This is a genomic window from Pseudomonas sp. WS 5059 (assembly GCF_012985525.1).
Classification (GTDB): domain Bacteria; phylum Pseudomonadota; class Gammaproteobacteria; order Pseudomonadales; family Pseudomonadaceae; genus Aquipseudomonas.
Window position 1 is genome coordinate 527,695 of sequence record NZ_JAAQWO010000004.1, and the last position, 25,279, is coordinate 552,973.

Annotated in this window: 23 protein-coding genes; 5 read left to right on the plus strand and 18 right to left on the minus strand. The window is 63.4% G+C overall.

Annotation, left to right across the window (positions count from 1 at the left end; translation table 11 throughout):
• Positions 1–8 precede the first annotated feature (8 nt).
• From HBO12_RS14690 to cbiE, 6 genes are all read right to left on the minus strand, one after another.
• Entirely contained in the window at positions 9–2,084 is a 2,076-nt protein-coding gene (locus HBO12_RS14690) for a TonB-dependent copper receptor (protein ID WP_169952084.1), read from the minus strand.
• Between the two features lie 94 nt (positions 2,085–2,178).
• Entirely contained in the window at positions 2,179–2,601 is a 423-nt protein-coding gene (locus tag HBO12_RS14695) for a DUF2946 domain-containing protein (protein WP_169952083.1), read from the minus strand.
• A gap of 19 nt (positions 2,602–2,620) precedes the next feature.
• Entirely contained in the window at positions 2,621–3,103 is a 483-nt protein-coding gene (locus HBO12_RS14700; protein ID WP_169952081.1) for a copper chaperone PCu(A)C, read from the minus strand.
• A gap of 45 nt (positions 3,104–3,148) precedes the next feature.
• On the minus strand, positions 3,149–3,544 hold the full coding sequence (locus HBO12_RS14705) for a DUF2946 domain-containing protein (RefSeq protein WP_170042515.1): 396 nt from the start codon (positions 3,542–3,544) through the stop codon (positions 3,149–3,151).
• A gap of 272 nt (positions 3,545–3,816) precedes the next feature.
• A complete protein-coding gene (locus HBO12_RS14710; RefSeq protein WP_170042516.1) occupies positions 3,817–4,527 on the minus strand; it encodes a cobalt-precorrin-6A reductase in 711 nt (236 codons plus the stop codon).
• Entirely contained in the window at positions 4,524–5,729 is a 1,206-nt protein-coding gene (gene cbiE / locus HBO12_RS14715) for a precorrin-6y C5,15-methyltransferase (decarboxylating) subunit CbiE (protein WP_170042517.1), read from the minus strand. The genes HBO12_RS14710 and cbiE overlap by 4 nt, the downstream gene beginning before the upstream one ends.
• A gap of 112 nt (positions 5,730–5,841) precedes the next feature.
• Between cbiE and cobG the strand changes: the two genes are divergently transcribed.
• The 5 genes from cobG (at position 5,842) to HBO12_RS14740 (ending at position 11,214) form a co-directional block, all read left to right on the plus strand.
• Positions 5,842–7,146 carry a precorrin-3B synthase gene (cobG, locus tag HBO12_RS14720; protein WP_170042569.1) on the plus strand — a complete coding sequence of 435 codons (1,305 nt, stop codon included), beginning with the start codon at positions 5,842–5,844 and terminating at the stop codon, positions 7,144–7,146.
• The gene (locus HBO12_RS14725; protein WP_169952069.1) at positions 7,139–7,765 is read left to right on the plus strand and encodes a precorrin-8X methylmutase; all 627 of its coding nucleotides are present in this window, start codon (positions 7,139–7,141) and stop codon (positions 7,763–7,765) included. Before cobG ends, HBO12_RS14725 begins: the two co-directional genes overlap by 8 nt.
• Positions 7,762–8,496 carry a precorrin-2 C(20)-methyltransferase gene (locus HBO12_RS14730; RefSeq protein ID WP_407073407.1) on the plus strand — a complete coding sequence of 245 codons (735 nt, stop codon included), beginning with the start codon at positions 7,762–7,764 and terminating at the stop codon, positions 8,494–8,496. Before HBO12_RS14725 ends, HBO12_RS14730 begins: the two co-directional genes overlap by 4 nt.
• Positions 8,496–10,133, plus strand: a complete 1,638-nt coding sequence (gene cobJ / locus HBO12_RS14735) for a precorrin-3B C(17)-methyltransferase (RefSeq protein ID WP_170042518.1) — start codon at positions 8,496–8,498, stop codon at positions 10,131–10,133. Before HBO12_RS14730 ends, cobJ begins: the two co-directional genes overlap by 1 nt.
• A gap of 298 nt (positions 10,134–10,431) precedes the next feature.
• Positions 10,432–11,214, plus strand: coding sequence for a hypothetical protein (locus HBO12_RS14740; RefSeq protein ID WP_170042519.1), 783 nt, complete (start codon positions 10,432–10,434; stop codon positions 11,212–11,214).
• An 8-nt stretch (positions 11,215–11,222) separates the two neighbouring features.
• Here the strand turns inward: HBO12_RS14740 and HBO12_RS14745 are convergent, their stop codons facing one another.
• From HBO12_RS14745 to HBO12_RS28770, 12 genes are all read right to left on the minus strand, one after another.
• Positions 11,223–11,819 carry a MarC family protein gene (locus HBO12_RS14745; RefSeq protein ID WP_003171467.1) on the minus strand — a complete coding sequence of 199 codons (597 nt, stop codon included), beginning with the start codon at positions 11,817–11,819 and terminating at the stop codon, positions 11,223–11,225.
• 215 nt (positions 11,820–12,034) lie between these two features.
• Positions 12,035–14,812, minus strand: coding sequence for a response regulator (locus HBO12_RS14750; protein WP_169952063.1), 2,778 nt, complete (start codon positions 14,810–14,812; stop codon positions 12,035–12,037).
• A 102-nt stretch (positions 14,813–14,914) separates the two neighbouring features.
• The gene (purD, locus tag HBO12_RS14755; RefSeq protein ID WP_170042520.1) at positions 14,915–16,207 is read right to left on the minus strand and encodes a phosphoribosylamine--glycine ligase; all 1,293 of its coding nucleotides are present in this window, start codon (positions 16,205–16,207) and stop codon (positions 14,915–14,917) included.
• Between the two features lie 156 nt (positions 16,208–16,363).
• On the minus strand, positions 16,364–17,971 hold the full coding sequence (gene purH / locus HBO12_RS14760) for a bifunctional phosphoribosylaminoimidazolecarboxamide formyltransferase/IMP cyclohydrolase (protein ID WP_170042521.1): 1,608 nt from the start codon (positions 17,969–17,971) through the stop codon (positions 16,364–16,366).
• A gap of 81 nt (positions 17,972–18,052) precedes the next feature.
• Positions 18,053–18,373, minus strand: coding sequence for a DNA-binding transcriptional regulator Fis (gene fis, locus HBO12_RS14765; protein ID WP_003186237.1), 321 nt, complete (start codon positions 18,371–18,373; stop codon positions 18,053–18,055).
• Complete coding sequence (gene dusB, locus HBO12_RS14770) at positions 18,370–19,383, minus strand: tRNA dihydrouridine synthase DusB (RefSeq protein WP_170042522.1); 1,014 nt, start codon at positions 19,381–19,383, stop codon at positions 18,370–18,372. The genes fis and dusB overlap by 4 nt, the downstream gene beginning before the upstream one ends.
• Before the next feature lie 186 nt (positions 19,384–19,569).
• Positions 19,570–20,778 (minus strand): DUF3426 domain-containing protein, encoded by a 1,209-nt coding sequence (locus tag HBO12_RS14775; protein WP_170042523.1) that lies wholly within the window; start codon positions 20,776–20,778, stop codon positions 19,570–19,572.
• A 30-nt stretch (positions 20,779–20,808) separates the two neighbouring features.
• A complete protein-coding gene (gene prmA / locus HBO12_RS14780) occupies positions 20,809–21,687 on the minus strand; it encodes a 50S ribosomal protein L11 methyltransferase (RefSeq protein WP_170042524.1) in 879 nt (292 codons plus the stop codon).
• A 273-nt stretch (positions 21,688–21,960) separates the two neighbouring features.
• Positions 21,961–23,322: an acetyl-CoA carboxylase biotin carboxylase subunit gene (accC, locus tag HBO12_RS14785; RefSeq protein ID WP_003188188.1), complete on the minus strand. Its 1,362-nt coding sequence runs from the start codon at positions 23,320–23,322 to the stop codon at positions 21,961–21,963.
• A gap of 17 nt (positions 23,323–23,339) precedes the next feature.
• A complete protein-coding gene (gene accB, locus HBO12_RS14790; protein ID WP_170042525.1) occupies positions 23,340–23,804 on the minus strand; it encodes an acetyl-CoA carboxylase biotin carboxyl carrier protein in 465 nt (154 codons plus the stop codon).
• Between the two features lie 24 nt (positions 23,805–23,828).
• Complete coding sequence (aroQ, locus tag HBO12_RS14795) at positions 23,829–24,284, minus strand: type II 3-dehydroquinate dehydratase (protein ID WP_170042526.1); 456 nt, start codon at positions 24,282–24,284, stop codon at positions 23,829–23,831.
• Between the two features lie 297 nt (positions 24,285–24,581).
• Entirely contained in the window at positions 24,582–25,130 is a 549-nt protein-coding gene (locus HBO12_RS28770; protein ID WP_407073410.1) for a methyl-accepting chemotaxis protein, read from the minus strand.
• Positions 25,131–25,279 lie beyond the last annotated feature (149 nt).

The window sequence follows — 25,279 nt, forward strand, 5'->3', positions numbered from 1 at the left end:
CGATGTGGTTAGAAGCTCATATCCACCTTGGTCCAGAGCGTGCGCCCTGGCTCCTTGATAGCTTGCGGGTCGTTGGCCGGGTAGCCGAACCCGGCGTTGCCGGCCAGGTTCAAGTGTTCGGCGTAGGCCTTGCCGAACAGGTTGTCGACGCCGGTGCTGACCTTGAAGTTCTTGTTGATGCGGTACGCCGCGTTGAGGGAGAACACGCCAAAGCCACCGCTCTTGGCGAAGTCCTTGCCGACCACGTTGCCTTTGTTCTGGTCGATGCGGTTTTGCGCCGCCACCACGCGCCACAAGGCGCCGGCGCTCCAGTCGTCTTCGCTGTAGGTCAGGCCGAAGCGCGCGTCCAGCGGCGGCATTTGCGGCAGGGCCTTGCCGTCGCTGCTGTTTTTGCCCCAGGCATACGCCAGGGTGGCATCGGCTTTCCAATTGGAGGTCAGCTTGTAGGCGGCGCCCAACTCACCGCCCATGATCCGCGCGTCGATGTTCTGCGCCTGGGAAGTCATGCCCATCATCCCGGGGGTGTAGTTGAACAGGATGTAGTCGCGCACCTGGCCAACATACCCGGAGGCCCAGGCTTCAAGCTCAGCGGTCTTGTATTGCAGGCCGAAGTCCAGCTGGGTGGTTTTCTCCGGCTTGACTGCATCAAAGGCATTGAGCGAACCCGCCGGGCCTTTGCCGGGGGAGAACAGTTCCCAGTAGTCCGGGAAGCGTTCGGCGTGGCCGAGGCCGGCGTAGAGCGTGGTCGGGCTGTCGGCCAAGTCATGTTCATAACGCACGAAACCCGATGGCAGGGTGTCGGCGCGGGTATCGCCGGCGGTCGGGTTGGCGCGGCTCATCATGCCGCTGCCGGTGCGCTGGCGGTAATCCTTGGCCGAGGCGCGATCCAGGCGGGCACCCGTGATCAACCGGTCATTGTCGGCGGCGTACCAGGTCAGTTCGCCAAACACCCCGTAGTTATGGAAGTCGGCGTCCTTGGTGCGCGGCAGGTTCTTGTAGGTGTCGACACCGGCGCTGCTGCGCTGGCGGTGTTCGTTGGTCTGCGCGTCGATGCCGCTGATCAGTTGCACATCGGCCCAGCGCCAGGTGGCTTTGATCCGCGCGCCGAGGGTGCGGCGGTCGACGTTGGACGCCATGGGCCCGGCCATCATCCCGGTGCCCGATGGCGTGCGCAGGCTGTAGTTGTCCATCACATGGTCGGCGTAGTTGTAGTAGACCTGGGCTTCGACCTTGTCCAGCACCTCGCCGATGTTGGACTTCTCGAACCGCAGGCCGAGGCTTTCGCGCAGGAACTGCGAGCCGTCCATGCCACGCCCGGCGTAGCGCGCTTCGCCATCGCCACGGCCGGCGGTGAGCTCCAGCAGGGTGTCGGCGTCCGGGGTCCAGCCGAGGGCGACGTCGCCGTTCCATTTGTCGTAGCGCGAGGCGACGGTGTCGTTGTTGCCGTCCTTATAGTCATCGGCGTGGGCCTGGTTGCCGATCACGCGGATATAGCCGAGCGAGCCGCCCGCAGCGGCATCCACTACTTTGTCGAAGCGCCCGTTGGAGCCGGCGAGGATGCTGGCGTTGACCCGGGTACCCAGTTCGCCGAACTGCTCCGGCTCACGGTCGAACAGCACCGTGCCGGCCGAGGCGCCGGGGCCCCAGAGTACGGTTTGCGGGCCTTTGATCACGGTCAGCTTGTCGTAGGTTTCCGGGGAGATATAGGAGGTGGGCGCGTCCATGCGGCCAGGGCAGGCACCGAGCATCATGCTGCCGTTGGTGAGGATGTTCAGGCGCGAGCCGAACATGCCGCGCAGTACCGGGTCGCCATTGGTGCCGCCGTTGCGCACCAGGGCAAAGCCTGGGATGGTCTTGAGGTAGTCGCCGCCGTCACTGGCCGGCACCGGCTGGCGCGGGTCCTTGGGGTTGGTGACGATAGTCAGCGGGGAGCTGGGAGCGACGCCAGTAATCACCGTCGGACTCAGCTCGTTGCGGTGCTCGGCGTGGTCGTCGGCATACGCCTGTGGCGCCAAGAGTGCGCCGCACAAAACGGCGAGCACAGGGGTACATCCCATACGGGTGTCAGCAGGAAACCTGGACATGAAAAATTCCATCAATCAGTCGTAAACAACACGGCCAGCAGCCTGCGGCTGTCTGTGTGAAGGCGGCCGTGCGAAGTTGTGTGTTATTGGCGGTCTACGACTGGCTGGGCGGTGCGCGGCTGCGGGCGCCGGGGAAGATGCTCTGCCGGGCATGGCCCAGGCGCGGTGCGGGGATCAGGCCGGTGGCCGGCGGCGGGCTGCCGAGGGCCACGAACGACACGCTGCCAGGCAGGGCCGGGCAACTGAACAACAGGCTGCAATAGCCGCATTTCTCCCACATCACGTGGTCGGCGGCGGGGGCCTTGGCATGCCCGGCCGGGTGCTGCGGGGCGGCATGGCAGATGTCGTCCATGGACATCTGCATGGACATGCCGGCGTGATGGTCCATCGGCATCGCTTGGGAAATCAGCGGTCCGATAAAGATCATCAGCATGGCGAACAGGCTGATCCAACTGCCGCGGGCCAGCCTCAAGGGCTGGCGGCGGCGCAGGGTCGAGCTGTTAGCGGGAGCACCCATGGGGAGCGGCCTGGGGTGGTTACTGGGCGTGCTGGTGTTCGTGGTTGGCCATCGGCGGCACTTTTTGTACCCAGACTTGCACTTTTACCGGCCCGGCCTTTTCGAAGTTCAAGGTCAGGGGGAAGTGCTGGCCGTCGCGCAACTGGCTGCGATCTTTAAGATCCAGGAGCATCACGTGATAGGCCATCGGTGCAAAGGTCAGCTCGCCCTTGGACGGCACGGCCACGCTGGGCACCTGTTGCATCTTCATCAGGTCGCCCTGCATCACATGCTCATGCAGCTCGGCCTTGGCCGCCACCGGCGTATCGACACTGAGCAGGCGGTCCGGGGCTTCGCCCTGGTTATGGATCACAAAGTAGGCGGCAACCGTGGGTGCATTGGGCGGCAATTCCTGGGACCAGGGATCGCTTACCAGCAGGTCGCCGGCCTTGTAGTCATCGGCATTGGCAGCACTGAACACAGGCAGCAGCAAGGCCGCCAGAAGCAGGGAAGATTTGAGCATGGCAGTTCTCCAGAACGATTCAAACGCAGTTCAATTGCGAAGTGATCAAACGGTTGGAGAGGCGCGGGGGTTGAGGCTCGGCCATTGCTGGCGAGGGGTCGGGGCTTGCAGGGCAGGTGATGGCAGGCCAGGCGCCGGGTCGAAGCGGGTGAGATACAACTGCGGCACATGCCCCGGCAGCGCCACCAATGGCGCCGAGCCCGAACAGCACCAGCAATGCTGCATGCTGGAATGCTCGTCCTGCTGCGGCGCCGGTATATCCAGCGTGCCCAGGGACATCGCCACCAGCTTGCTGGCGTTGGACGAACAGAAACTGCCCCACAACAATTGCTCGGTAGGGCTTTTGCCCTGCTGCATCGCCCCAGCCATCGGCATGGCAAACGCATTGAACAGCACTGCAAGGCAGGCGATCCAGGCAAATGCAAAGCGTTGACGGGCCATGGCGGACAATCCGTAGGGTTAAGCGATCAAGTGGGTATTTAGCCTGATCGGGGGGCATAAGTAAAAGTTGCTGGTGTGGTTTGGTGTCGCAGTGATGTCAGGCGCTGTGCTTATCATGATAGACGCGAACGCAGGAATACCAATCGTGAAAACGCCGCAGTCCTAAATGTGGGAGCGGGCTTGCCCGCGATTGCGGTATGTCAGGATCAAATATGTTGACTGATACACCGCTATCGCGGGCAAGCCCGCTCCCACATTTGAGCAGTGTTGTTCTATAAGGCCTGCAATATCGAATCGACCGTCAAAAACTCCCGATCCACCCCCGCCAACACCGGCCGCTGCAAAACCACCACCGGTATGCCGCGCTCGCGGGCCACTTGCAGCTTGGGTTCGGTGGCGCTGCTGCCGCTGTTTTTGCTGATCAATACATCGATGCGCCGCCGTTCGAACAACGCCCGTTCGTCCTCGATCAAAAACGGCCCACGGGCGCCGATCACTTCGCAGCGTTCGTTGCCGGGGTAGGCGTCCAGCGCACGCAAGGTCCAGAACTGCCCGGCGGGGATTTCGTCGAGGTGTTGCAGCGGTTCGCGACCGAGGGTGAACAGTGGGCGGTGGAAGGGTTTCAAGGCCTCGATCAGTTCGCTCCAGTCACTGACTTCACGCCAGTCATCACCCGGTTGTGGCTGCCAGGCGGGACGGCGCAGGGCCCAGCAGGGGACAGTGCACAAGCGCGCGGCCTGGGCCGCGTTGGTGCTGATTTGTGCGGCGTAGGGGTGGGTGGCGTCGAGTATCAGGCTGATGTTCTGGGCGCGAACAAACTGCGCCAACCCCTCGGCACCGCCGTAACCACCGACGCGCACCTGGCACCTCAGGTCAGTGGGCACCCGGCCAATCCCGGCCAGGCTGTAGATATGCTGGGGCCCCAGGGTGCGGGCGATGGCCAGGGCTTCAGTCACGCCGCCCAGCAGCAGGATGCGCTTCATAGCGGCTTGATCACTTCCAGCAAGGTGATGGGCAGCGCCTGGCGCCAGGTGTCGAATTCGCCCAGGGGCTGGGCCTGGGCCACATGGATGCGAGTCAGTTCGCCGCCGTGTTGTGCGCGCCAGTTCATCAGGGTCATCTCGCTTTGCAGGGTCACGGCATTGGCCACCAGCCGCCCGCCGGGACGCAGGTGTTGCCAGCAGGTATCGAGCACGCCGTCGCGGGTTACGCCGCCGCCGATGAAGATTGCATCGGGCGCCTCCAACTCTGCCAGGGCCTGAGGCGCGCTGCCGCGAATCAATTGCAGGCCAGGCACGCCAAGGGCCTCGCGGTTGTGTTCGATCAACTGTTGGCGGCCGGCGTCGGCTTCAATTGCCAGGGCGCGGCAGCTGGGGTGGGCGCGCATCCATTCGATGCCGATGGAGCCGCTGCCGGCGCCCACATCCCACAGCAATTCGCCGGGAGTCGGGGCGAGGCGCGCTAAGGTCATGGCCCGCACATCGCGCTTGGTCAGTTGGCCGTCATGCTTGAACGCCGCATCCGGCAGGCCGGCCAGGCGTGACAGGCGTGGGGTATTGGCGTCGGAGTGGCAGTCGATGGCGATCAGGTTCAGCGCGGCAATCGGTGGGTCTTGCCAGCCTTCGGCGTGGCCATCGATGCGCCGCTCGGCGGTGCCCCCGAGGTGTTCAAACACACTCAGGCGGCTCGGGCCAAACCCGCTGGCGCGCAGCAACGCGGCGATGGCGGTCGGGCTCTGGCCGTCGTTGCTCAATACCAGCAAGCGCACGCCACTGGCCAGATGGGCATTGAGCGCGGCCACCGGGCGGGCGACCACCGATAGCGTCACCACGTCCTGCAACGGCCAGCCCAGGCGCGCCGCCGCCAGCGATACGGACGAGGGCGCTGGCAGGATCAACAGCTCATCCGCCGCCACCTGCCGTGCCAGGCTGGCGCCGACGCCGTAGAACATCGGGTCGCCGCTGGCCAGCACGCAGACCGGCTCAAAGCGCCGTGCCAAGAGCGGCTCCAGGGAAAACGGGCTGGGCCACAACTCGCGTGCGCCACGGATGCACACCGGCAGCAAATTCAGCTGGCGCTGGCCGCCAATGATACGAGAGGCGCGCAACAGAGCATGCCGGGCATTCCTGCCCAGGCCCTTGAAGCCGTCTTCACCGATGCCTACTACCGTCAGCCAGGGCGACATATTGATTCCTTGAACGACATCCGACGGGCAGGCTTTTCATGCCGCCGGACAAAGCAGGCATAATACCGCGCCTTTACCCGTGAACCGGTAGCCCCCCGTGAAGCCACTTCCTCTGTCCACCAGCAAACGCCCCTCGGGTTGCCCGGGGTTGCTGCGTATTGTCCAGGCGTTGGATGGCGGGATTTGCCGGATCAAATTGGCCGGTGGGGCCATCACCGCCGCGCAGGCATTGGCCGTGGCGCACGCCGCGCAGGTTTACGCCGGTGGGGTGATCGAGGCGACCAACCGCGCCAACCTGCAGATTCGCGGTATTGGCCCGGAGCATGACGGCTTGATCGCGCATCTGCTGGCCGCAGGCCTGGGCCCGACCACCGCCGGTGGTGATGACGTGCGCAATGTGATGCTCAGCCCCGGCGCAGGCATCGACCGCGACATGCTGCTGGACACCCGGCCCCTGGCGGACCAGATCCTCGCCACCTTGCAAACCCATCCAAGGTTCCATGAGTTGTCGGCCAAGTTCGCCGTGCAACTGGATGGCGGCGAAGCCCTGGCGATGCTTGAACATCATCACGACCTGTGGTTATCAGCCTATGCCGCGCAGGGCCAGACCTGGCTGGCGTTCGGCCTGGCCGGTTGCCCCGCGCAAGATCAACCGCTGGCCGCTGTCCCCGTGGAGCAAGGCCATGGGCTGGTCGTCGCCGTGCTGGAGCTGTTCCTCGACCTGGCGCGCCCGGAGCAGAACCGCATGCGCGAGGTGCTGGCGCAAACGTCTGTGGATAACTTCGTCGGGCGTTTGCACCTGCCGTTGCTCCGCGCCGATGGCTATCGCCGCCGCGCCAGCCCGAGCAGCTTGCGCCTGGGCACTTATCCACAGCGCCAACCGCAGCGGGTCTACGTGGCCGCCGTCACGCCATTGGGGCGCCTGGACTCGGCCATGCTGCGAGGCGCTGCGCAACTGGCCCTGGAGCATGGCGACGGCACATTGCGCTTCACCCCATGGCAAGGCTTGCTGCTGCCCAACCTGGCGCCGGACGTTGCCGTGGGCGTTACCGAAGGCCTGGCGCAGTTGGGCTTCCTCTGTTCGGCCGACCAGGCCCTGGCGCGGATGATTGCCTGCACCGGGTCCAGCGGCTGCGCCAAGGCCCAGGCCGATACCAAGGCCGACGCCCTGCACCTGGCCACGTTGCTACAGGACCACGGCCAGGGCCTCGACGTGCACTTGTCCGGCTGCCCGCGCACCTGCGCTGCGGCGCACATTGCCCCGGTCACCTTGCTGGCGGTGGGCACCGGGCACTACGACCTCTATTTTCGCGATGCAGGCCAGCCGGGTTTCGGCCGCCTGCACGCGCACAACCTTTCTATTGAAGCGGCGGGCGCCGTGTTGCGTGCCCGTCCACGGAGCAGCACCGATGATTGATTACATCCGCGACGGTCAGGAGATCTATCGCAACTCCTTTGCGATCATTCGCGCAGAGGCCAAGCTGGATCGCATCCCGGCCGACCTGGAAAAACTCGCCGTGCGGGTGATTCATGCCTGCGGCATGGTCGAGGCTATCGACGGTTTGCAGTTCTCTGAAGGCGCAGGCAAGGCCGGCCGTGAGGCCCTGGCCGCCGGTGCGCCGATCCTGTGCGATGCGCGGATGGTCTCCGAAGGCGTGACCCGTGCGCGCCTGCCGGCCAACAACGAGGTGATCTGCACCTTGCGCGACGATAGCGTGCCGCAGCTGGCACGGGAGCTGGGCAACACCCGGTCAGCCGCCGCCCTGGAACTGTGGCGCCCGCACCTGGCTGGCAGCGTGGTGGTGATCGGCAACGCGCCGACTGCCTTGTTCTACCTGCTGGAAATGCTCGACGCCGGCGCCCCCAAGCCGGCGCTGATCCTCGGTTTCCCGGTGGGCTTTGTCGGCGCCGCCGAGTCCAAGGCGATGCTCGCCGCAGACAGCCGTGGCGTGCCGTTTGTGATCATGCAGGGCCGCCTGGGCGGCAGTGCGATGGCCGCCGCAGCGGTCAACGCCCTGGCCACGGAGGTCGAATGATGCAGGCGCGTGGACGTTTGATCGGCCTGGGCGTCGGCCCTGGCGACCCGGAACTGATTACCCTCAAGGCCCTGCGCCTGCTGCGCGAATCGCCGGTGGTGGCGTACTTCGTCGCCAAGGGCAAGAAGGGCAATGCGTTTGGCATTATCGAAGAGCATCTGGTGCCCCAGCAGACGCTGATGCCGCTGGTGTACCCGGTGACCACCGAAGCCTTGCCGGCGCCGTTGTCCTATGAACAGGTGATCAGCGATTTCTACGACGCTGCCAGTGTCGAGGTGGCCGCGCACCTGGATGCCGGGCGCGATGTGGCGGTGATCTGCGAAGGCGACCCGTTCTTCTACGGCTCCTACATGTACCTGCATGACCGCCTCGCCGAGCGCTACGACGCCCAGGTCATTCCCGGGGTGTGCTCGATGCTCGGTGGCGCCTCGGTGCTGGGCGCGCCATTGGTGTATCGCAACCAGAGCTTGTCGGTATTGTCCGGCGTGCTGCCCCACGACGAACTCAAGCGCCGCCTGGCCGATGCCGATGCGGCGGTGATCATGAAGCTGGGGCGCAACTTCACCAAGGTGCGCCAGGTGCTTGAAGAGCTGGGGCTGGCCGGGCGCGCGCTGTATGTGGAGCGCGCCACCATGGCCAACCAGAAAATCGTCGCGCTGGATCAGGTCGAGCCCATGTCTTCGCCGTATTTCTCGCTGATCATCGTGCCGGGCGAAAGGTGGCAAGGGTGATGACGCCGGCGATCGTAGTCCTCGGCCAGGGCAGCCTGGCCACCGCGCGCAGCATCCAGCAGGTCTACCCCGGCGCCTTGATCCACGGCCTGGCCGGCCGGGTTGAGGGGGCCGACCAGGCCTATAGCGAATTTGGCGTGACCCTGCGTCAGTTGTATCAGCAGGGCACGCCGATCATTGCCTTGTGCGCGGCCGGGATTGTGATCCGCACGTTGGCGGCGCTGTTGCTGGAAAAAGGCGAGGAGCCGGCGGTGCTGGCTGTTGCTGAAGACGGTAGCGCGGTGGTGCCGTTGCTCGGTGGCCTGGGCGGGGTGAATATCATGGCGCGGGAAATCGCGGCGGCCCTGGGTGTGGCTGCCGCGATTACCACCAGTGGTGAGCTGCGTTTTGGCACCTGCCTGCTCAACCCGCCCCAGGGTTATCAACTGGCGGACCTTGAACTGGGCAAGCGCTTTGTCTCGGACCTGCTGGCCGGCGAGCACGTGCGTATCGAAGGCGCCGCGCCATGGCTGGAGCAGGCCAACCTGGCGCAGGACCAGCAGGCGCGCCTGAGCATTCATGTCGGCAATGCCGAGCGGGTGCCAGCGGCCAATGAGCTGCTGATCTATCCGAAAAACACTTGGATCACCTGCCGCCCGGGCGCCGGTTTGGCCGCGCAGGTGCGCCAGGCGTTGCAGCAGGATGGCATCGCCGTGCAGTCCCTGGCGTGCCTGCTGGCCGATAACGCCGATATGGCCAGTGGCCAATTGCATGAAGCCGCGCTGGAGCTGGGCGTACCGCTGCGCTTTACGGCGCTGGCCGCTGGACCGGAGCTGGTCATCCATTCGAGCGCTGCGCCGGTGGACCTGGCGCAACTGGGCCACCCCCGTGGCCGCCTTGCGGTGATCGGCCTGGGCCCCGGCGCTGCCGAACTGATGGTGCCGGCGGTCAAGGCTGAGCTGGCGCGTTGTACCGACGTGCTGGGCTACGAAACCTATGTGCGCATGGCCGGGCCGTTTCGGGCCGACCAGGTGCAGCACTGCACCGACAACCGCGAAGAGATGCAGCGGGCGCGGCATGCCTTCGCGCTGGCGGCCGAGGGGCGTTCGGTGGTGGTGGTGTCTTCCGGCGACCCTGGGGTGTTCGCCATGGCTGCGGCGGTGCTGGAGGCGTTGCACGAATCCAGCGACCCGGCCTGGCAGCGGGTCGAGCTGGAGATCCTGCCGGGGGTCTCGGCGTCCCTGGCCACGGCGGCCCAGGCGGGTGCGCCACTGGGGCACGACTTCTGCGTGATGTCGCTGTCGGACAACCTCAAGCCCTGGTCGATCATCGAGAAGCGCCTGGACCTGGCATGCGAGGCCGACCTGGCCCTGGCGTTCTACAACCCGATCTCGCGTTCGCGCCCCTGGCAACTGGGGCGCGCCCTGGAAATCGTCGCCCGGCACCGCGTTGCCAGCACGCCGGTAGTGCTGGGACGCGATATCGGTCGCCCCGGGCAGACGCTGCGCACCACCACCCTGGGCCAGTTGACCCCGGACCAGGTGGATATGCGCACCATGGTGCTGGTCGGTTCATCCACCACCTGCGCGTTCCCTCGGGTGGGCGGTGGCGAGTGGGTGTACACGCCACGCTGGTATGGCGAGAAGCCGGCCTCCTGAAACGATAGCGGCCCCGCGATGGGGCCGCTGATCTGTCAGAAAACGCCAATCATCGATGACAGAGATTTCTGCATTCACCCCCGCCGTTTCGCAATGCCATCAACGGTTCCTCCCTTTTAGTTGCAGAAAGTAAGCCTGCTGTTATCAGGCTTCACCCCATCCCCCGTGTTTGCGAGGGGGCCAAGGGGCGCAGGTTTTTCCTACGGCCAAATAACCCTATTTGTACTCCCTGAAAAAAGTTCAATCACACGACTAGTGTTTCTTGTAAGCCCGTGTGGGTTTTTGTGGAGAAACAGTTATGGAGCGCAAACATAAACGAATCGATGTGGCGAAAAAGAACAAGCTGATTGCGGCATACCGGCTGCCACTGACCAGTCAGCCGTCGGGGTCGCCAGGGCCCGCCCAGGCCGATGGTGACTTGAATGGCGCGGTGATCAACAACAGTGTGTTTTCGTTTGTGGCGGGCATGAGCCACCTCAACAAGGAATACACCCGCAAGAGTTACCTGTTGGCCAGTAGCTACGTGAGTGATGTGCTGAAAGTGGGGCGTGGTACGCAGGCCTGGTACGACGAGTTCATCAAGGTCATGGGCAACCTTGGGTGGTTGCCGATACGCAGCAGTTTCGAACGGGTCACCACTTCGGTGAAGGGGCTGAGCGTGCAGATGGCGGCGCTGAACATCATCACGTCCACGGTGGCCTCGACGTTCCTGTCGGGCTCCCTGGCCATGGCGCTGCCCAAGTTGGCGGCGGATGCCTTCGAGGCGTTGAAGCAGCTGTCGGCACCGTTTGATCTGTTCAAGCGCAATATCGTCAACCATGAGGGCGGCGACTTTGGCCTGGCGTCCTGTTCTGAGGTCGACGGAGAGGTGTTGATGGTGCTGGTGACCTACAGCGCCCATGGCGTGAGCAAGAAAGTGGGGGTGCCGTTTTTTGAATGGGACAGTTCCACGGTCGAAGCCTACAGTGGCCAGACCTGCCTGATGCTCAATCCCGCCGTGGTCAACGACGCAACCCTCAAGCAGTTGCGCGAGAGTGCAGGCGACAAGGTCTTGCTGGCGATTGCCCAATACCGGATCTGACCGTTGCCTCAGGGCACCAGGTAACCGCGCACTCCGGTAAAGATGATCTGCGCTGCCAGTGCGCACACGAACAAGCCCATCAGGCGGCTGACAATCTGCAGCCCTTGGTCGCCGAGGATGCGTTCGATGCGGTTGGACAAGTACAGCACCACGCCCACCGTCAGGCTGGCCAGGGCAATGCTCAGGATCGCGGTGAGCTTGTCATCCCAATGGGGCTGGCTGACGCCCATCACCAGCAGCGCACCGATGGTGCCGGGGCCGACCGTCAAGGGGATGGTCAGGGGGACGATGGTCACGTCCTGCTGCACGTTGTCGGTCTGCACTGCCGACTTGCCCTGGGCCATGCCCAGGGCGGAGATAAACAACACACTCCCGGCGCCGATGCGGAAGGCATCCACGGTGATGCCAAACACACTGAAAATCACCCGGCCAAACAGGTAGAGCAACACGCTCGACACCAGCGTCGCCAAGGCGACCTTCCAGGCCAGGCGCCGCCGTTCCTTGCTGGAATAGCCACGGGTCAGGCTGATAAAGCAGGACAGGACGAAGAAGGGGCTATACAGCACCAGCATCTTCAAATAAACGCTGAACAACACGTGGAGCATGGTGGGAGCTCACAGCGAAGGAAGGGCGAGGGAGAGTTTATCAGGCTTGCAGGCCGGAAGGCGCGACTGCGAACCAATGTGGGAGTGGGGTTGTGTAGGAGCGGGCTTGCCTGCGATAGCATCGCCTCGGTACATCAGGTATATCCAGGTGATGCTATCGCAGGCAAGCCAGCTCCTACACAAACCAGCTCCGGTACCCGCAGGGATGTGGTGATTCAGGACGTATGCGCCTGCTCTGCCGGCTGCTCACGCTGCGTCACCCAGAACTCTACCAGTTCGCGCAGTTGCGACAGCTCCACCGGCTTGGCCATGTGCCCATCCATCCCGGCCTGGCGTGCGCGCTCCTTGTGTTCCGAGAGGATGTGCGCGGTCAGCGCCACCACCGGCGTGCGGGTGCGCTGGTTGCTGACTTCCCAGACCCGCAATTGCTGGGTCGCGGAGAAACCATCGAGGATCGGCATTTCGCAATCCATCAACACCAGGTCGTAGCGCTGGGCCTTCATCGCCTGCAAGGCTTCCTCGCCGTTGCTGGCGGTGTCGGGTTGCAGGTTGAGCTTGCCGAGCATGCCGCGAATCACTTTGGTGGAGATGCTGTTGTCTTCGGCCACCAGGATGCGGAAATCGCTGGGCACCGTGACGGCCACCGGGGCGCTCGGCGCGGGGTGGCGGGGTTGCACCACGCCTTTGCTGCGCTGGGTCAACTCGTCGGCCAGGGTGGTCTTGAGGGTGTAGCCCGCGACCGGTTTGGCGAGGATGCGCTTGATCCCGCAATTGCGCGCGATGATCTTGCTTGGCGCGTTGCTGATACCGGTGAGCATGATCAGCAGGATGTCGTGGTTCAGGCTCGGGTCTTCCTTGATCTTCGCCGCCAGTTGCATGCCGGTCATGCCAGGCATGTTCTGGTCCAGCAGCACCACATCGAAATAATCGCGCAGGTGCGCCTTGGTGCGCAGCAGGGCCAGGGCTTCCTTGCCCGAGGGCACGGCGCTGACGTTCAGGCCCCAGGCGGTACATTGCTGCACCAGCACCTTGCGGCAGGTGTCGTTGTCGTCCACCACCAGCACCCGTGCGCCTTGCAGCGGGCCGTCGAGGTCGGAGGTCGGGTGTTCCAGGCGCTCCGGGTCCAGCGGCAAGGTCAGCCATAGCGTGCTGCCTTGCTGGCTGCCAGCCTTGATGCCGAACTCGCCATTCATCAACAGGATCAGTTGGCGGGCGATCACCAGGCCAAGGTGGCCACTGAGGCGGGTGGCCGAGAGGAAATTCTTGCTGTGCAGTTCGCTGTGCAGCAGGGCGTCGCGCTCGGCAGCTTCCATCGGCAGGCCGCTGTCTTGCACGGCAATGCGCAGGCGCGGTTTGCTGCTGCGCTCGTCCAGGGCGACGACGATCAGCACTTCGCCTTCGTCGGTCTTTTGCAGGGCATTTTCCAGCAGGCTCAACAGGGCCTGGCGCAGGCGCGTCGGGTCGCCGCTGATGACCCGGGGCACCTGGGGCTGGATAAAGCTGATCAGCTCGACGTTCTGCTGCTCGGCCTTGGCGCGAAAGATACTCAGGCAGTCTTCGATCAGGGCGTTGAGGTCGAACTGCACATCGTCCAGTTCAATCTGCCCGGACTCGAGCTTGGAGATGTCGAGGATCTCGTTGATCAGGGTCAGCAACTCATTACCGGCGCTGTGGATGGTCTGCACGTAGTCACGCTGCTTGACCGACAAAGGCGTGCCCAGCAGCAACTCGGTCATGCCCAGCACGCCATTCATGGGGGTGCGGATTTCGTGGCTGATCTTCGCCAGGAACTCGGCCTTGGCCGCGATTTCGGCGTTGCTGGCAGCCAGGTCGCGGCTGAGGCTGAAGCGGTCCTCGACGATGCTGCGCTGGCGCTCGCCCAGAGCCTGGCTCATCAGCAGGCCGCTGACGCAGATCACCGCCAGCAAGGTGATGATCAGGCCTTGCGGGGCCACCAGGGTCAGGCCCAGCAGGGCCGGGAGGATAATCAGCGTGCCGGTGTTGAACACCACCATGGCCAGCAGGAACAAGCGGGCCGGCCGGTAGCCTTTTTGCCAGTGGTAGGCCGAGACAAACAGCATGCTCAGGCCGGCCAGCGCCACCAAGGCATAGGTGATGATGTTCAGTGGCAGGGTGTTGACGAACAGCAGCAACAGGCCGCACAGCACGATCAGCAGGATGTCCGCCATCAGCAGCTTGTTCAGTGGATGCGGGCCCAGTGGCGCGAAGAAACGGTAGGCAAACATCAGGCCGCACGGTGCGGTCAGCAGCAACGCCATATAGGCCCCCGGGGTTTGCATGGCGTGCCAGTTCGGCAGCCAGGGGCCCAGCAGGTTGAGCAGCAGCAACAGGCTGAGCAACAGCAGCACTTCGCAGGCCGCCAGCCACAGGCTGCTGCGCGAGCGATGGTAGGCGTAGCGGGTGAGGTTGTGCAGGATCAGCATCAGCAGGCAGCCGAACAGCAGGCCATAGACCAGGGTCTGGGTCTGGTTGGCGGCGGCCATCACGGCGGGTTCGAGGGTCAGGTATGGCCGCAGCTCGTGCTCCGAAACCAGGCGCACATATACATCCAGGGGCTTCTGGCTCTGGGGCAAGGGCAGCATGAAGTCGCTGCTGGGCAGCGGGCGTTCGGCCTGGGGTTGGCGGGTGCCGGTGTTCACTTGCTCGATCAGCGTGTCGCCGTCCAGCACATACAGGTTGAGGTGCGCCAGGTCCGGCGCGAAGACCCGCAGCACTTGCTCGTGCTTGCCGGGCTGCAGCCTGAAACGTACCCACAGCGCACCATTGGGCTCGGCGGCGGTGATCCGGTCCAGTTCGATGGGGCTAAATTGGTTGGTGTAGCGTGCCGAGCGAATGTCGCTCAGTTGCAGGTCGGCCTGTTCATCAAGCAATACCGCCCAGCCGCTACCTTGTGCGGCGGCCTGGGCCGGCAAAAGGCAGAGCAGGGTCAGCAGGCTGACTGTAAAAACTATGGCGATCCTGAGCCAGCGCACGGCGAAATCCCTTCGTAGGTTGATGCACGGGGTTAACTATGCGCGGGACCGTAATGGGACGGCAAGGGCCAAAGGCCCCTGCCTAGCCGAACGGACAGCTGCTTACTGATCTTCGCCCCGCTCACGGGCAATGGCGCGGTAGCCGATGTCCTTGCGGTAGAAACAGCCCTGCCAGTCGATCTTCGCGGCCAGCTTGTACGCTTGCTGCTGGGCGGCATCGACACTGGCGCCCATGGCGGTGGCGCACAGTACACGGCCACCTGCGGTGACGACCTGGCCATCCTTGAGCGCGGTACCCGCGTGGAACACTTTGCCTTCCAGTGTAGCCGCTGCGTCCAGGCCCTGGATCAGGTCGCCCTTGGCGTAGTCGGCAGGGTAGCCACCGGCGGCCAGTACGATGCCGACGCTTGGGCGTGGGTCCCACTGCGCTTCGACCTTGTCCAGCGCTTGCGCCAGGGCGGCTTCCACCAACAGCACCAGGCTCGACTGCAGGCGCAGCATCACCGGCTGGGTTTCCGGGTCGCCGAAGCGGCAGTTGAACTCGATGACTTTCGGGTTGCCGGCCTTGTCGATCATCAAGCCCGCGTACAGGAAGCCGGTGTAGACATTGCCTTCATCGGCCATGCCGCGCACGGTCGGCCAGATCACCAGGTCCATGACGCGCTGGTGCACGTCGGCGGTGACCACTGGGGCAGGGGAGTAGGCACCCATGCCGCCGGTGTTGGGGCCGGTGTCGCCGTCGCCGACGCGCTTGTGGTCCTGGCTGGTGGCCATCGGCAAGACGTTCTTGCCGTCGACCATCACGATAAAGCTGGCTTCTTCACCGTCGAGGAATTCTTCGATCACCACCCGCGAACCGGCGTCACCGAAGGCGTTGCCGGCGAGCATGTCGCGTACCGCGTCTTCGGCTTCTTGCAGGGTCATCGCGACGATCACGCCTTTACCGGCGGCCAGGCCATCGGCCTTGATCACGATGGGGGCGCCTTTCTCGCGCAGATAAGCCAGGGCCGGCTCGATCTCGGTGAAGTTCTGGTAGTCGGCTGTCGGGATCTTGTGGCGCGCCAAAAAGTCCTTGGTGAAGGCTTTCGAGCCTTCCAACTGGGCGGCGCCAGCGGTCGGACCGAAGCAGTCCAGGCCACGGCTGCGGAACAGGTCCACGACACCCGCCACCAGCGGCACTTCCGGACCAACGATGGTCAGGGACACGTTCTTTTCGGCAAAGTCAGCCAGTTGCTCAAGGGCCAAGACGTCGATGGCGACGTTTTCGCACTTGGCTTCAATGGCGGTACCGGCGTTGCCGGGAGCGACGAAGACTTTCTGCACGCGTGGGTCCTGGGCGACTTTCCAAGCCAGGGCGTGTTCACGGCCACCGCTGCCAATGATCAAAACATTCATTTCAAAAACCTCAAATTCTGTAGGCGCTGCTGGAGCGCTTTAAAATGTGGGAGCGGGCTTGCTCGCGAAAGCGGTGGGCCTGTGAGGAATGTGTCGAATGACACACCGCATTCGCGAGCAAGCCCGCTCCCACATAAGCCCCCCCCCACATTTGGATCAGTGGCGGAAGTGGCGCATGCCGGTGAAGACCATGGCAATGCCGGCTTCATCAGCCGCGGCAATCACCTCAGCATCACGCATCGAGCCACCCGGTTGAATCACCGCAGTAACACCTGCTTTTGCAGCGTTATCCAGGCCATCACGGAAGGGGAAGAACGCATCCGATGCCATCACCGAACCCGCGACTTGCAAACCGGCATGTTCAGCCTTGATCGCCGCGATACGCGCCGAGTTCACGCGGCTCATCTGGCCGGCGCCGACACCGATGGTCTGGCGGCTCTTGGCGTAGACGATGGCGTTGGACTTGACGTACTTGGCCACTTTCCAGGCGAAGATCAGGTCGTTGATCTCTTGCTCGGTCGGTGCGCGCTGGGTCACCACTTTCAGGTCCTGGCTGCCGATCATGCCGATGTCGCGGCTCTGTACCAGCAAGCCACCATTGACGCGCTTGTAGTCCCAGGCAGCGGCGCGGTCAGCCGACCACTCGCCACAGGCCAGCAGGCGCACATTGGCCTTGGCGGCAACAATGGCACGGGCCTCTTCGCTGACGGATGGGGCGATGATCACTTCGACAAACTGACGCTCGACGATGGCCTTGGCAGTCTCGGCATCCAGTTCGCGGTTGAAGGCGATGATGCCGCCGAATGCCGATTCGGTATCGGTGGCGTAGGCCAGCTCGTAGGCCTGGCGGATCCCGCCTTCAGCGTCCGGGCTTACCGCCACGCCGCACGGGTTGGCGTGCTTGACGATCACGCAGGCCGGCTTGACGAAGCTCTTCACACATTCCAGCGCGGCGTCGGTGTCGGCCACGTTGTTGTAGGACAGCTCCTTGCCCTGCAGTTGGGTCGCGGTGGCGATCCCCACTTCGGCAGGCTTGGCTTCCACGTAGAACGCCGCGCTCTGATGCGGGTTCTCGCCGTAGCGCATTTCCTGGGCCTTGATGAACTGGCTGTTGAAGGTGCGCGGGAACTGGCTGCGGCCTTCCGTGCTCAGGGTTTCGGCGGCCTGGTTCACGGTGCCCATGTAGTTGGCGATCATGCCGTCGTAGGCGGCGGTGTGTTCGAAGGCCTTGAGCATCAGGTCGAAACGCTGGGCGTAGGTCAGGCCGCCGGCTTTCAGGCTTTGCAATACTTGGGCGTAGTCGCTGGCGTTGACCACGATGGCCACGTCTTTGTGGTTCTTGGCTGCCGAGCGCACCATGGTCGGGCCGCCGATATCGATGTTTTCGATCGCGGTCGGCAGGTCGCAGCCTGGCTTGTTGATGGTGGCTTCGAACGGGTAGAGGTTGACGGCCACCAGGTCGATCGGCTTGATGCCGTGCTCGTTCATGATGGCATCGTCGATACCGCGACGGCCGAGGATGCCGCCGTGGATTTTCGGGTGCAGGGTCTTGACCCGACCGTCCATCATTTCTGCGAAACCGGTGTAGTCCGCGACTTCTACTGCGGCCACGCCGTTGTCCTGCAGCAGTTTGAAGGTCCCGCCCGTGGAGAGGATTTCCACGCCCAGGGCTTCCAGCTCCCGGGCAAATTCGAGGATCCCGGTCTTGTCGGAAACACTGATCAAGGCACGGCGGATCGGCAGGCGGGTAGTCTGGTCGGTCATCTCAATTTCCATCAAAAGCAAAGGAGTCAGCAAAAAAGGCGACCGGTTTTACGCGGGCGCCTTTCTGGTTTGATTGAATGCTTACAGCAAATCGTACTGTTTGAGCTTCTTGCGCAGGGTCCCACGGTTCAGGCCCAGCAGCTCACTGGCTTTGGTCTGGTTGCCCTTGACGTAGTTCATCACGCTTTCGAGCAAGGGCGCCTCGACTTCGGAGAGCACCAGGTTGTACACATCCGTGACGGCCGCGCCCTCAAGGTGGGCGAAATAATTGTGCAGCGCTTTCTCGACGCTCCCGCGAAGGGTCTGGCCTTCTTCGCTCGGCGTGTTGAGGTGCTGTTTCAAATTGACGTTGTCGCTCACGGGTGTTGTTCCACTCACTAAAGTCTCGGTCATCATCGTCATGCGGCCACCCCTTCTGCGTCCCCTGCTCTCAGGCTCTTGTCTCGTTCGGCAAAGAACTCACGAACGGCGGTGACCTGTGCTTGCGTTTCATCCAAACGATTGAACCCGGCGCGAAACTCTTTGGCGCCGGGTAGGGTTGCGAGATACCAACCCACATGCTTGCGAGCTATGCGCGCGCCCATCACGTCTCCATAGAAGGTGTGCAGGGCGGCCAGATGCTCTAGCAGAATACGTTCCACCTCGATCAGCCCCGGTGCCGGCATGATTTCGCCGGTACGCAGGAAGTGCTCGATCTCACGAAAAATCCATGGCCGCCCCTGGGCGGCCCGGCCGATCAACAGCCCATCGGCACCGGTTGCGTGCAGCACGCGCCGGGCTTTCTCGGCCGAGTCGATGTCGCCGTTGGCAAAGACCGGAATCGACACCGCCTGCTTGATCGCAGCAATGGTGTCGTATTCAGCCTCTCCGGTATAAAGGTCCGCACGGGTACGGCCATGCACCGCCAGCGCTGTAATGCCTGCCTGTTCGGCGATCTTCGCCACCGTCAGGCCGTTCTTGTTGTCCCGGTCCCAGCCGGTGCGGATCTTCAGGGTGACCGGCACATCCACTGCACCCACCACGGCGTGCAGGATCTCGGCCACCAACTGCTCATCCTTCAACAGGGCGGAGCCGGCGGCCTTGTTGCAGACCTTTTTTGCCGGGCAACCCATGTTGATATCAATAATCTGTGCACCCTGCTCCACGTTGGCCCGGGCCGCATCCGCCAGCATCTGCGCATCACCACCGGCGATCTGTACCGAGCGCGGCTCGGGATCACCTTCGTGGATCATGCGCATCCGCGATTTGCGGGTGTTCCACAAGCTCATGTCGCTGGTGACCATTTCCGAAACTACAAGGCCCGCGCCCAAACGTTTGCACAGCTGACGAAAGGGCTGGTCGGTGACACCCGCCATCGGGGCGAGAATCAAAGCGTTTGGCAATGTATATGGGCCGATGCGTACCGCCGACATAGGACTTCCCTGTTGTGGGGCCGGATCATTAGAGTTCGAAAAAGGGTTGGCATGATACCCGCTCTCGATGACTGGTTAAAGGCTGAATTGGATAAAATCTGAGCAGTTATTTTCTTATCGCCAGCGGTTTGGTCGTGGACGAGCAAGTCAATAACCTGCCGTCCGAACCTTGACGTGCGCTGCGAATCACTCGGGGGAGTGGAAACTGAGACTGTAGTTCACAGCCTTGTTGCCTGGGTCGAGAATGTCCAAGGCGATATGGATCGGGGTCTGGGACGGCATCTCGGTCTGGCCGGCCAGCTCCCCGCTGAGGTACTCGGCGGGCTTGAAGCGCCGGCTGGCGATCATCCGGCCATTGAGGTCGGCAAAACGCAGCTCCAGCAGCGGGAACGGCTGGGAGAACGTCGCACGGTTGTAGATGATCGCATCCACCACCAGCGCGCCGGCGAACTCGGGATGGCTGCGCACCACCAGGTTGCTGCTCTTGATATGGGCAATATCGACCCGCGACGGCACGGTGCAGCCCAGTTTCGGGCACAGTTCCTGGAACCATGGCCGGTACTTGTCCTGACGGGCCAGGTCGTCGAACTGATAGGCGATGTACTGGCCAGCGAGGGCGGCGGCGGCCAGCAGCACCAGGGTCAGCCAGAGCAGACGGCGGCCCCAGCCGGCCGGGCGTTTGCCGGTGTACAGGTGCAGCGGGTCGTCTTCCAGGTCCTGCAGCATCTCGTCATGGGCGTTGCCCGTGGCGCGTGTGCGCTTGCGGCGTGGCTCAGGCTCGGGTTCGTCCAGCTCGCTGCTGAGCGTTGGCTCGGGCGGGTCGAGAGGCTCGTCAGCATGCAGTACGGGCTCGTCGTCCACCTCGTGGATGTCGAAGGACATCGAGGGCTCGGTACGCTGGGTTTTGCCCGTGGGGGCTGGGGCCGGTTCGGCGGCTTGCTCGGCGTGGGCGATTGTCGCAGCCCGTTCGTCCGGTGGGTCGCTGAACAGGCTGGCGGCCCATTGTTCTTCTTCAGCCTTGGCGGTGTCGCGGCTGGCGCTCATCGACTCGTCTTTTTGCGGGCGGTCCGCACCTGCCTGGCGTCGTTCGCTGCCCTGGGGCTGGGTGTGCTGGATTTCCCGGCGTTCGAGCTTGGCCAGTTCTTCGTCGAGGTCCAGGTGGTCCAGGTCCAGCTCCTCGGCGGTCCATTGCTTCTGGCTGATGGCGCGCGGCGGGGCTTCGGCGGCCGGCGTTTCAGGCGCGTGGGCGCGCTGCTCCAGCAGTTGCCGGGCGGCATTGAACACTTGCAGGCAAGAGCCGCAGCGAACCACGCCGCGGGCCACGCTCAACTGGGCATGGCTGACGCGGAAACGGGTTTGGCAATGCGGGCACTGGGTGACAAAACTTTCGGTCATGCGGCCATCCGATTCATGCAGGCGCTCATTCTAGCGCCGACGACCGCTGATGCGTACCCAGCCATCGCGGTTGGCGATGGGGTCCAGGTCGAAGTCCTGGGCATAGGCGGCGGCGACTTCTTCGCCCTGCTCGGCGAGGATCCCCGACAGCGCCAGGCGCCCGCCCGGCTTGACCAGGCTCGACAGTTGCGGGGCCAGTGAGACCAGCGGCCCGGCGAGGATATTGGCGACCAGTACGTCGGCCTGCACCTGGGGCAATTGCTCCGGCAGGTACAGTGGGAATTTGCCTTCAGGGATGTTGTTGCGCCCGGCGTTATCGCGGGAGGCTTCCAGGGCCTGCACGTCGATGTCGGTGCCGACGGCTTCGTTGGCGCCCAGTAGCAGCGCGGCGATGGCCAGGATCCCCGAGCCGCAGCCGAAGTCCAACACATTGCAGCCTTGCAAGTCCTGGCCATCGAGCCATTCCAGGCACAGGGCGGTGGTGGGGTGGGTGCCGGTGCCGAACGCCAGGCCCGGGTCCAGCAGCAGGTTGACTGCCTCAGGCTCCGGGGCCGCATGCCAGCTTGGCACGATCCACAGGCGCTGGCCGAAACGCATAGGCTGGAAGTTGTCCATCCAACTGCGTTCCCAGTCCTGGTCTTCGATCACTTCGCTATGGTGCTCGGGCAGCGGGCCGCCGGTGAGCAGTTCCATGTGGGCAAACACGCTGCTGGCGTCGGTGCCGTCTTCGAACAGCGCCAGCAAGTGGGTGTGGGACCACAGCGGGGTGGTGTTCAGCTCAGGCTCGAAAATCGGCTGGTCTTCGGCGTCCATGAAGGTCACCGACACGGCGCCCACTTCGAGGAACGCGTCTTCATAGGTTTCGGCTTGTTCTGGGCTGATGGCGAGACGGACTTGCAGCCAAGGCATGGCGGGCACCTTTGAAAAAATGAGTGTGCAGCGGGGTGGGGCTGCGAAAGGGCGCAAGTTTACGCGAGAGCAGGCCAGAAGACGACACCACTGACAGCACGGGAGCCAAATGTGGGAGCTGGCTTGCCTGCGATGGCGGGGTGTCAGCTTGCTCATCAGTGCCAGGCCTACCGCTATCGCAGGCAAGCCAGCTCCTACAGGGTTTTGTGGTGTTCTTGTGTGCGCATAAACGACAAAACCGCCCGAAGGCGGTTTTGTGGGTGGAGCACAAACTTACTGGTTGGCCAGCTTGTGTTCCAGGTAGTGAATGTTCACACCACCTTCGCAGAAGCCTTCATCACGAACCAGATCCCGATGCAGGGGGATGTTGGTCTTGATGCCGTCGACCACGATTTCGTCCAGGGCATTGCGCATACGGGCCATGGCCTCGTCGCGAGTGGCGCCCCAGGTGATCAGCTTGCCGATCAACGAGTCGTAGTTGGACGGAACCTTGTAGCCGCTGTACAGGTGCGAATCGACGCGAACGCCGTTGCCGCCGGGTGCGTGGAAATGCTTGACCAGGCCTGGACTCGGGATAAAGGTTTTCGGGTCTTCGGCGTTGATCCGGCACTCCAGGGAGTGACCGTGCATCTTCACGTCGTCCTGGGTGAAGGACAGCACGTTGCCAGCGGCGATGCTCAGCATCTCCTTGACGATGTCGATACCGGTGACCATCTCCGAAACCGGGTGCTCTACCTGCACACGAGTGTTCATCTCGATGAAGTAGAAGCGGCCGTTCTCGTAGAGGAACTCGAAAGTCCCGGCGCCACGGTAGTTGATATCGATGCAAGCCTTGACGCAGCGTGCCAGGACTTCCTGGCGTGCTTTTTCATCCAGGCCCGGTGCCGGAGCTTCTTCCAGGACCTTCTGGTGACGGCGTTGCAGCGAGCAATCGCGGTCGCCCAGGTGGATGGCGTGGCCCTGGCCGTCGGACAGTACCTGGACTTCCACGTGACGTGGATTGGTCAGGTATTTTTCCAGGTAGACCATCGGGTTGCCGAACCAGGCGCCCGCCTCGGAGCGAGTCTGCTTGGCCGCTTCGATCAGGTCTTCTTCCTTGTGCACCACGCGCATGCCGCGACCACCACCGCCGCCGGCGGCCTTGATGATCACCGGGTAACCGACTTCGCGACCAATGCGCAGGGCGGTTTCCTCGTCCTCGGGCAGTGGGCCGTCGGAGCCTGGAACGGTAGGCACGCCGGCTGCGATCATGGCGTCCTTGGCCGACACCTTGTCGCCCATCAGGCGAATGGTCTCGGCTTTCGGGCCGATGAAGGCGAAGCCGGATTTTTCCACCTGTTCGGCGAAATCGGCGTTTTCCGCGAGGAAGCCGTAGCCAGGGTGGATGCCATCAGCGCCGGTCACTTCCGCCGCAGCGATGATGTTCGAGACCTTCAGGTACGAGTTCGTGGCCAGTGGCGGGCCGATGCAGATGCTTTCGTCCGCCAGTTTCACGTGCATCAATTCGGTATCGGCCGTCGAGTAAACAGCGACGGTCTTGATGCCCTCTTCCTTACAGGCGCGCAGGATCCGCAGCGCGATCTCGCCGCGGTTGGCGATCAGGACTTTTTGCAGTTTCTTCGCAGGTTTCAACATCGAAGGCGCTCCGCGGTTCAAACGATGGTGAACAGCGGCTGGTCGTACTCAACCGGCTGACCGTTTTCTACCAGGATGGATTCGATGACGCCGGCTTTTTCTGCCGTGATGTGGTTCATCATCTTCATCGCTTCCACGATGCAGATGGTGTCGCCCACTTTCACGGTCTTGCCCACTTCAACGAAGGCTGGCGAGGTCGGTGCCGGGGTGCGGTAGAAAGTACCGACCATTGGCGACTTGACCACGAAACCGTTCAGCACAGGCGCTGCTGGTGCGGCAGGTGCAGCGGCAGCAGCAGGCGCGGCGGCTGGAGTAGCAGCGGCTGGCGCTGGCGCTTGCATCTGTGGCGCGTAGAACTGTTGGGCCGGGGTCTTGCTGTGACGGCTGATCCGTACGGACTCTTCGCCTTCCTTGATTTCCAGCTCGTCGATACCGGATTCTTCCAGCAGTTCGATCAGTTTCTTAACTTTACGGATATCCATGAATCATCAACTCCCAAGGGTCGGTCAGGGGCGTATAGCCTGTTCTTCAATGTGTTCCAGGGCGGCCTCCAGGGCCAGTCGGTAACCGCTGGCGCCAAGGCCGCAGATCACTCCTACCGCTACGTCGGAGAAGTAAGAGTGATGGCGGAAAGCTTCGCGTTTATGCACGTTCGATAAATGCACTTCGATGAATGGGATGCTCACCGCCAGCAGCGCGTCACGTAATGCAACGCTTGTGTGCGTAAAAGCGGCGGGATTGATCAGGATAAAGTCCACGCCTTCGCTGCGCGCGGCGTGAATGCGATCAATCAATTCATACTCGGCATTGCTTTGCAGGTAGAGCAGATGGTGGCCGGCTTCACGGGCCCGTCGTTCCAGATCGAGGTTGATCTGTTCGAGGGTCACTGCACCGTACACACCCGGTTCGCGGGTGCCGAGCAGGTTCAGGTTGGGTCCGTGCAGAACCAGTAAGGTCGCCATCGGCTGTTCCTTGTTATTGGAGGTAGGTACGTCAGAACCCGGCGACTATGCCGCAAAGCCTTTGTGACTGTCCAGTTCTCTGCAATAGCCAGCACGATTAGCGAGGATTGCGCAAAGTATGTGACTGGGGCGCACGATCCGGTCATTGGTAATACGGTCTGGAAAGCAATGAAGATCGACTGTAGGAGCTGGCTTGCCTGCGATAGCGGTGTGCCAGGCGGCTAATCGGCTACTGATCCACCGCTATCGCAGGCAAGCCAGCTCCTACATTTGATCTTCATGGGGCGGGAGATGGCGTCAGACGCGAAATGCCTGCACCGCCGTATTAAGCTGCCCGCCGAGCACCAACAGATGCTCGCCCTGGCGGCGGCCCTGGCCGATCCGCAGCAGGTTGTCCTCGCCCAACTGGTGGATGCGCTCGCTGTTATCGCGGATTTCACTGACCGCGCCGCTCTGCTGGGCCGTCACCTCGGCAATCCGGGTGGCGGTGTCGGAAATGGTCTGGATCGCGCCGACGATTTCATCCAGCGCGCCGTCGGCCGCCTGGGCCTGCTGGGCGGTGGCTTCGGCGTGTTCGACCTGGGCGCGCATGCCTTCCACCGATTGCCGGGCTGCGGTCTGCAGGCCGGCAATCAGGGTCTGGATCTCGGCGGTGGCGCCTGCCGTGCGCTGGGCCAGGGAGCGTACTTCGTCGGCAACCACCGCAAACCCGCGCCCGGCCTCACCGGCGCGGGCCGCTTCGATGGCGGCGTTGAGCGCCAGCAGGTTGGTCTGGTCGGCAATCGAGCGGATCACCGTGAGCACGCTGCCAATGGTCGCGGACTCTTCGGCGAGTTTTTCGATCATCTGCGCATTGTCTTGCACTTCGCCCACCAGCGCGTGCAGGCCGGTGAGGCTCAAGCCGATCACCCGTTGGCCATGTTCCACGGCCTCGCCGGCACTGCGGCTGGCCCCGGCGGCCTGGCTGGCGTCACCGGCAACCTGCTGGATAGTGG

Bases quoted from the DNA above. Each gene is read 5' to 3' on its own strand.
- HBO12_RS14745 (WP_003171467.1), bottom strand. From the start codon at position 11,819: ATGCTCCACGTGTTGTTCAGCGTTTATTTGAAGATGCTGGTGCTGTAT.
- accC (WP_003188188.1), bottom strand. From the start codon at position 23,322: ATGTTGAAACCTGCGAAGAAACTGCAAAAAGTCCTGATCGCCAACCGC.
- HBO12_RS14730 (WP_407073407.1), top strand. From the start codon at position 7,762: ATGATGCAGGCGCGTGGACGTTTGATCGGCCTGGGCGTCGGCCCTGGC.
- aroQ (WP_170042526.1), bottom strand. From the start codon at position 24,284: ATGGCGACCTTACTGGTTCTGCACGGACCCAACCTGAACCTGCTCGGC.
- cobJ (WP_170042518.1), top strand. From the start codon at position 8,496: ATGACGCCGGCGATCGTAGTCCTCGGCCAGGGCAGCCTGGCCACCGCG.
- dusB (WP_170042522.1), bottom strand. From the start codon at position 19,383: ATGTCGGCGGTACGCATCGGCCCATATACATTGCCAAACGCTTTGATT.
- HBO12_RS14710 (WP_170042516.1), bottom strand. From the start codon at position 4,527: ATGAAGCGCATCCTGCTGCTGGGCGGCGTGACTGAAGCCCTGGCCATC.
- accB (WP_170042525.1), bottom strand. From the start codon at position 23,804: ATGGATATCCGTAAAGTTAAGAAACTGATCGAACTGCTGGAAGAATCC.
- purD (WP_170042520.1), bottom strand. From the start codon at position 16,207: ATGAATGTTTTGATCATTGGCAGCGGTGGCCGTGAACACGCCCTGGCT.
- HBO12_RS14705 (WP_170042515.1), bottom strand. From the start codon at position 3,544: ATGGCCCGTCAACGCTTTGCATTTGCCTGGATCGCCTGCCTTGCAGTG.
- HBO12_RS14725 (WP_169952069.1), top strand. From the start codon at position 7,139: ATGATTGATTACATCCGCGACGGTCAGGAGATCTATCGCAACTCCTTT.
- purH (WP_170042521.1), bottom strand. From the start codon at position 17,971: ATGACCGACCAGACTACCCGCCTGCCGATCCGCCGTGCCTTGATCAGT.
- HBO12_RS14695 (WP_169952083.1), bottom strand. From the start codon at position 2,601: ATGGGTGCTCCCGCTAACAGCTCGACCCTGCGCCGCCGCCAGCCCTTG.
- HBO12_RS28770 (WP_407073410.1), bottom strand. From the start codon at position 25,130: ATGATCGAAAAACTCGCCGAAGAGTCCGCGACCATTGGCAGCGTGCTC.
- HBO12_RS14690 (WP_169952084.1), bottom strand. From the start codon at position 2,084: ATGTCCAGGTTTCCTGCTGACACCCGTATGGGATGTACCCCTGTGCTC.
- fis (WP_003186237.1), bottom strand. From the start codon at position 18,373: ATGACGATGATGACCGAGACTTTAGTGAGTGGAACAACACCCGTGAGC.
- HBO12_RS14775 (WP_170042523.1), bottom strand. From the start codon at position 20,778: ATGACCGAAAGTTTTGTCACCCAGTGCCCGCATTGCCAAACCCGTTTC.
- cbiE (WP_170042517.1), bottom strand. From the start codon at position 5,729: ATGTCGCCCTGGCTGACGGTAGTAGGCATCGGTGAAGACGGCTTCAAG.
- HBO12_RS14700 (WP_169952081.1), bottom strand. From the start codon at position 3,103: ATGCTCAAATCTTCCCTGCTTCTGGCGGCCTTGCTGCTGCCTGTGTTC.
- prmA (WP_170042524.1), bottom strand. From the start codon at position 21,687: ATGCCTTGGCTGCAAGTCCGTCTCGCCATCAGCCCAGAACAAGCCGAA.
- HBO12_RS14740 (WP_170042519.1), top strand. From the start codon at position 10,432: ATGGAGCGCAAACATAAACGAATCGATGTGGCGAAAAAGAACAAGCTG.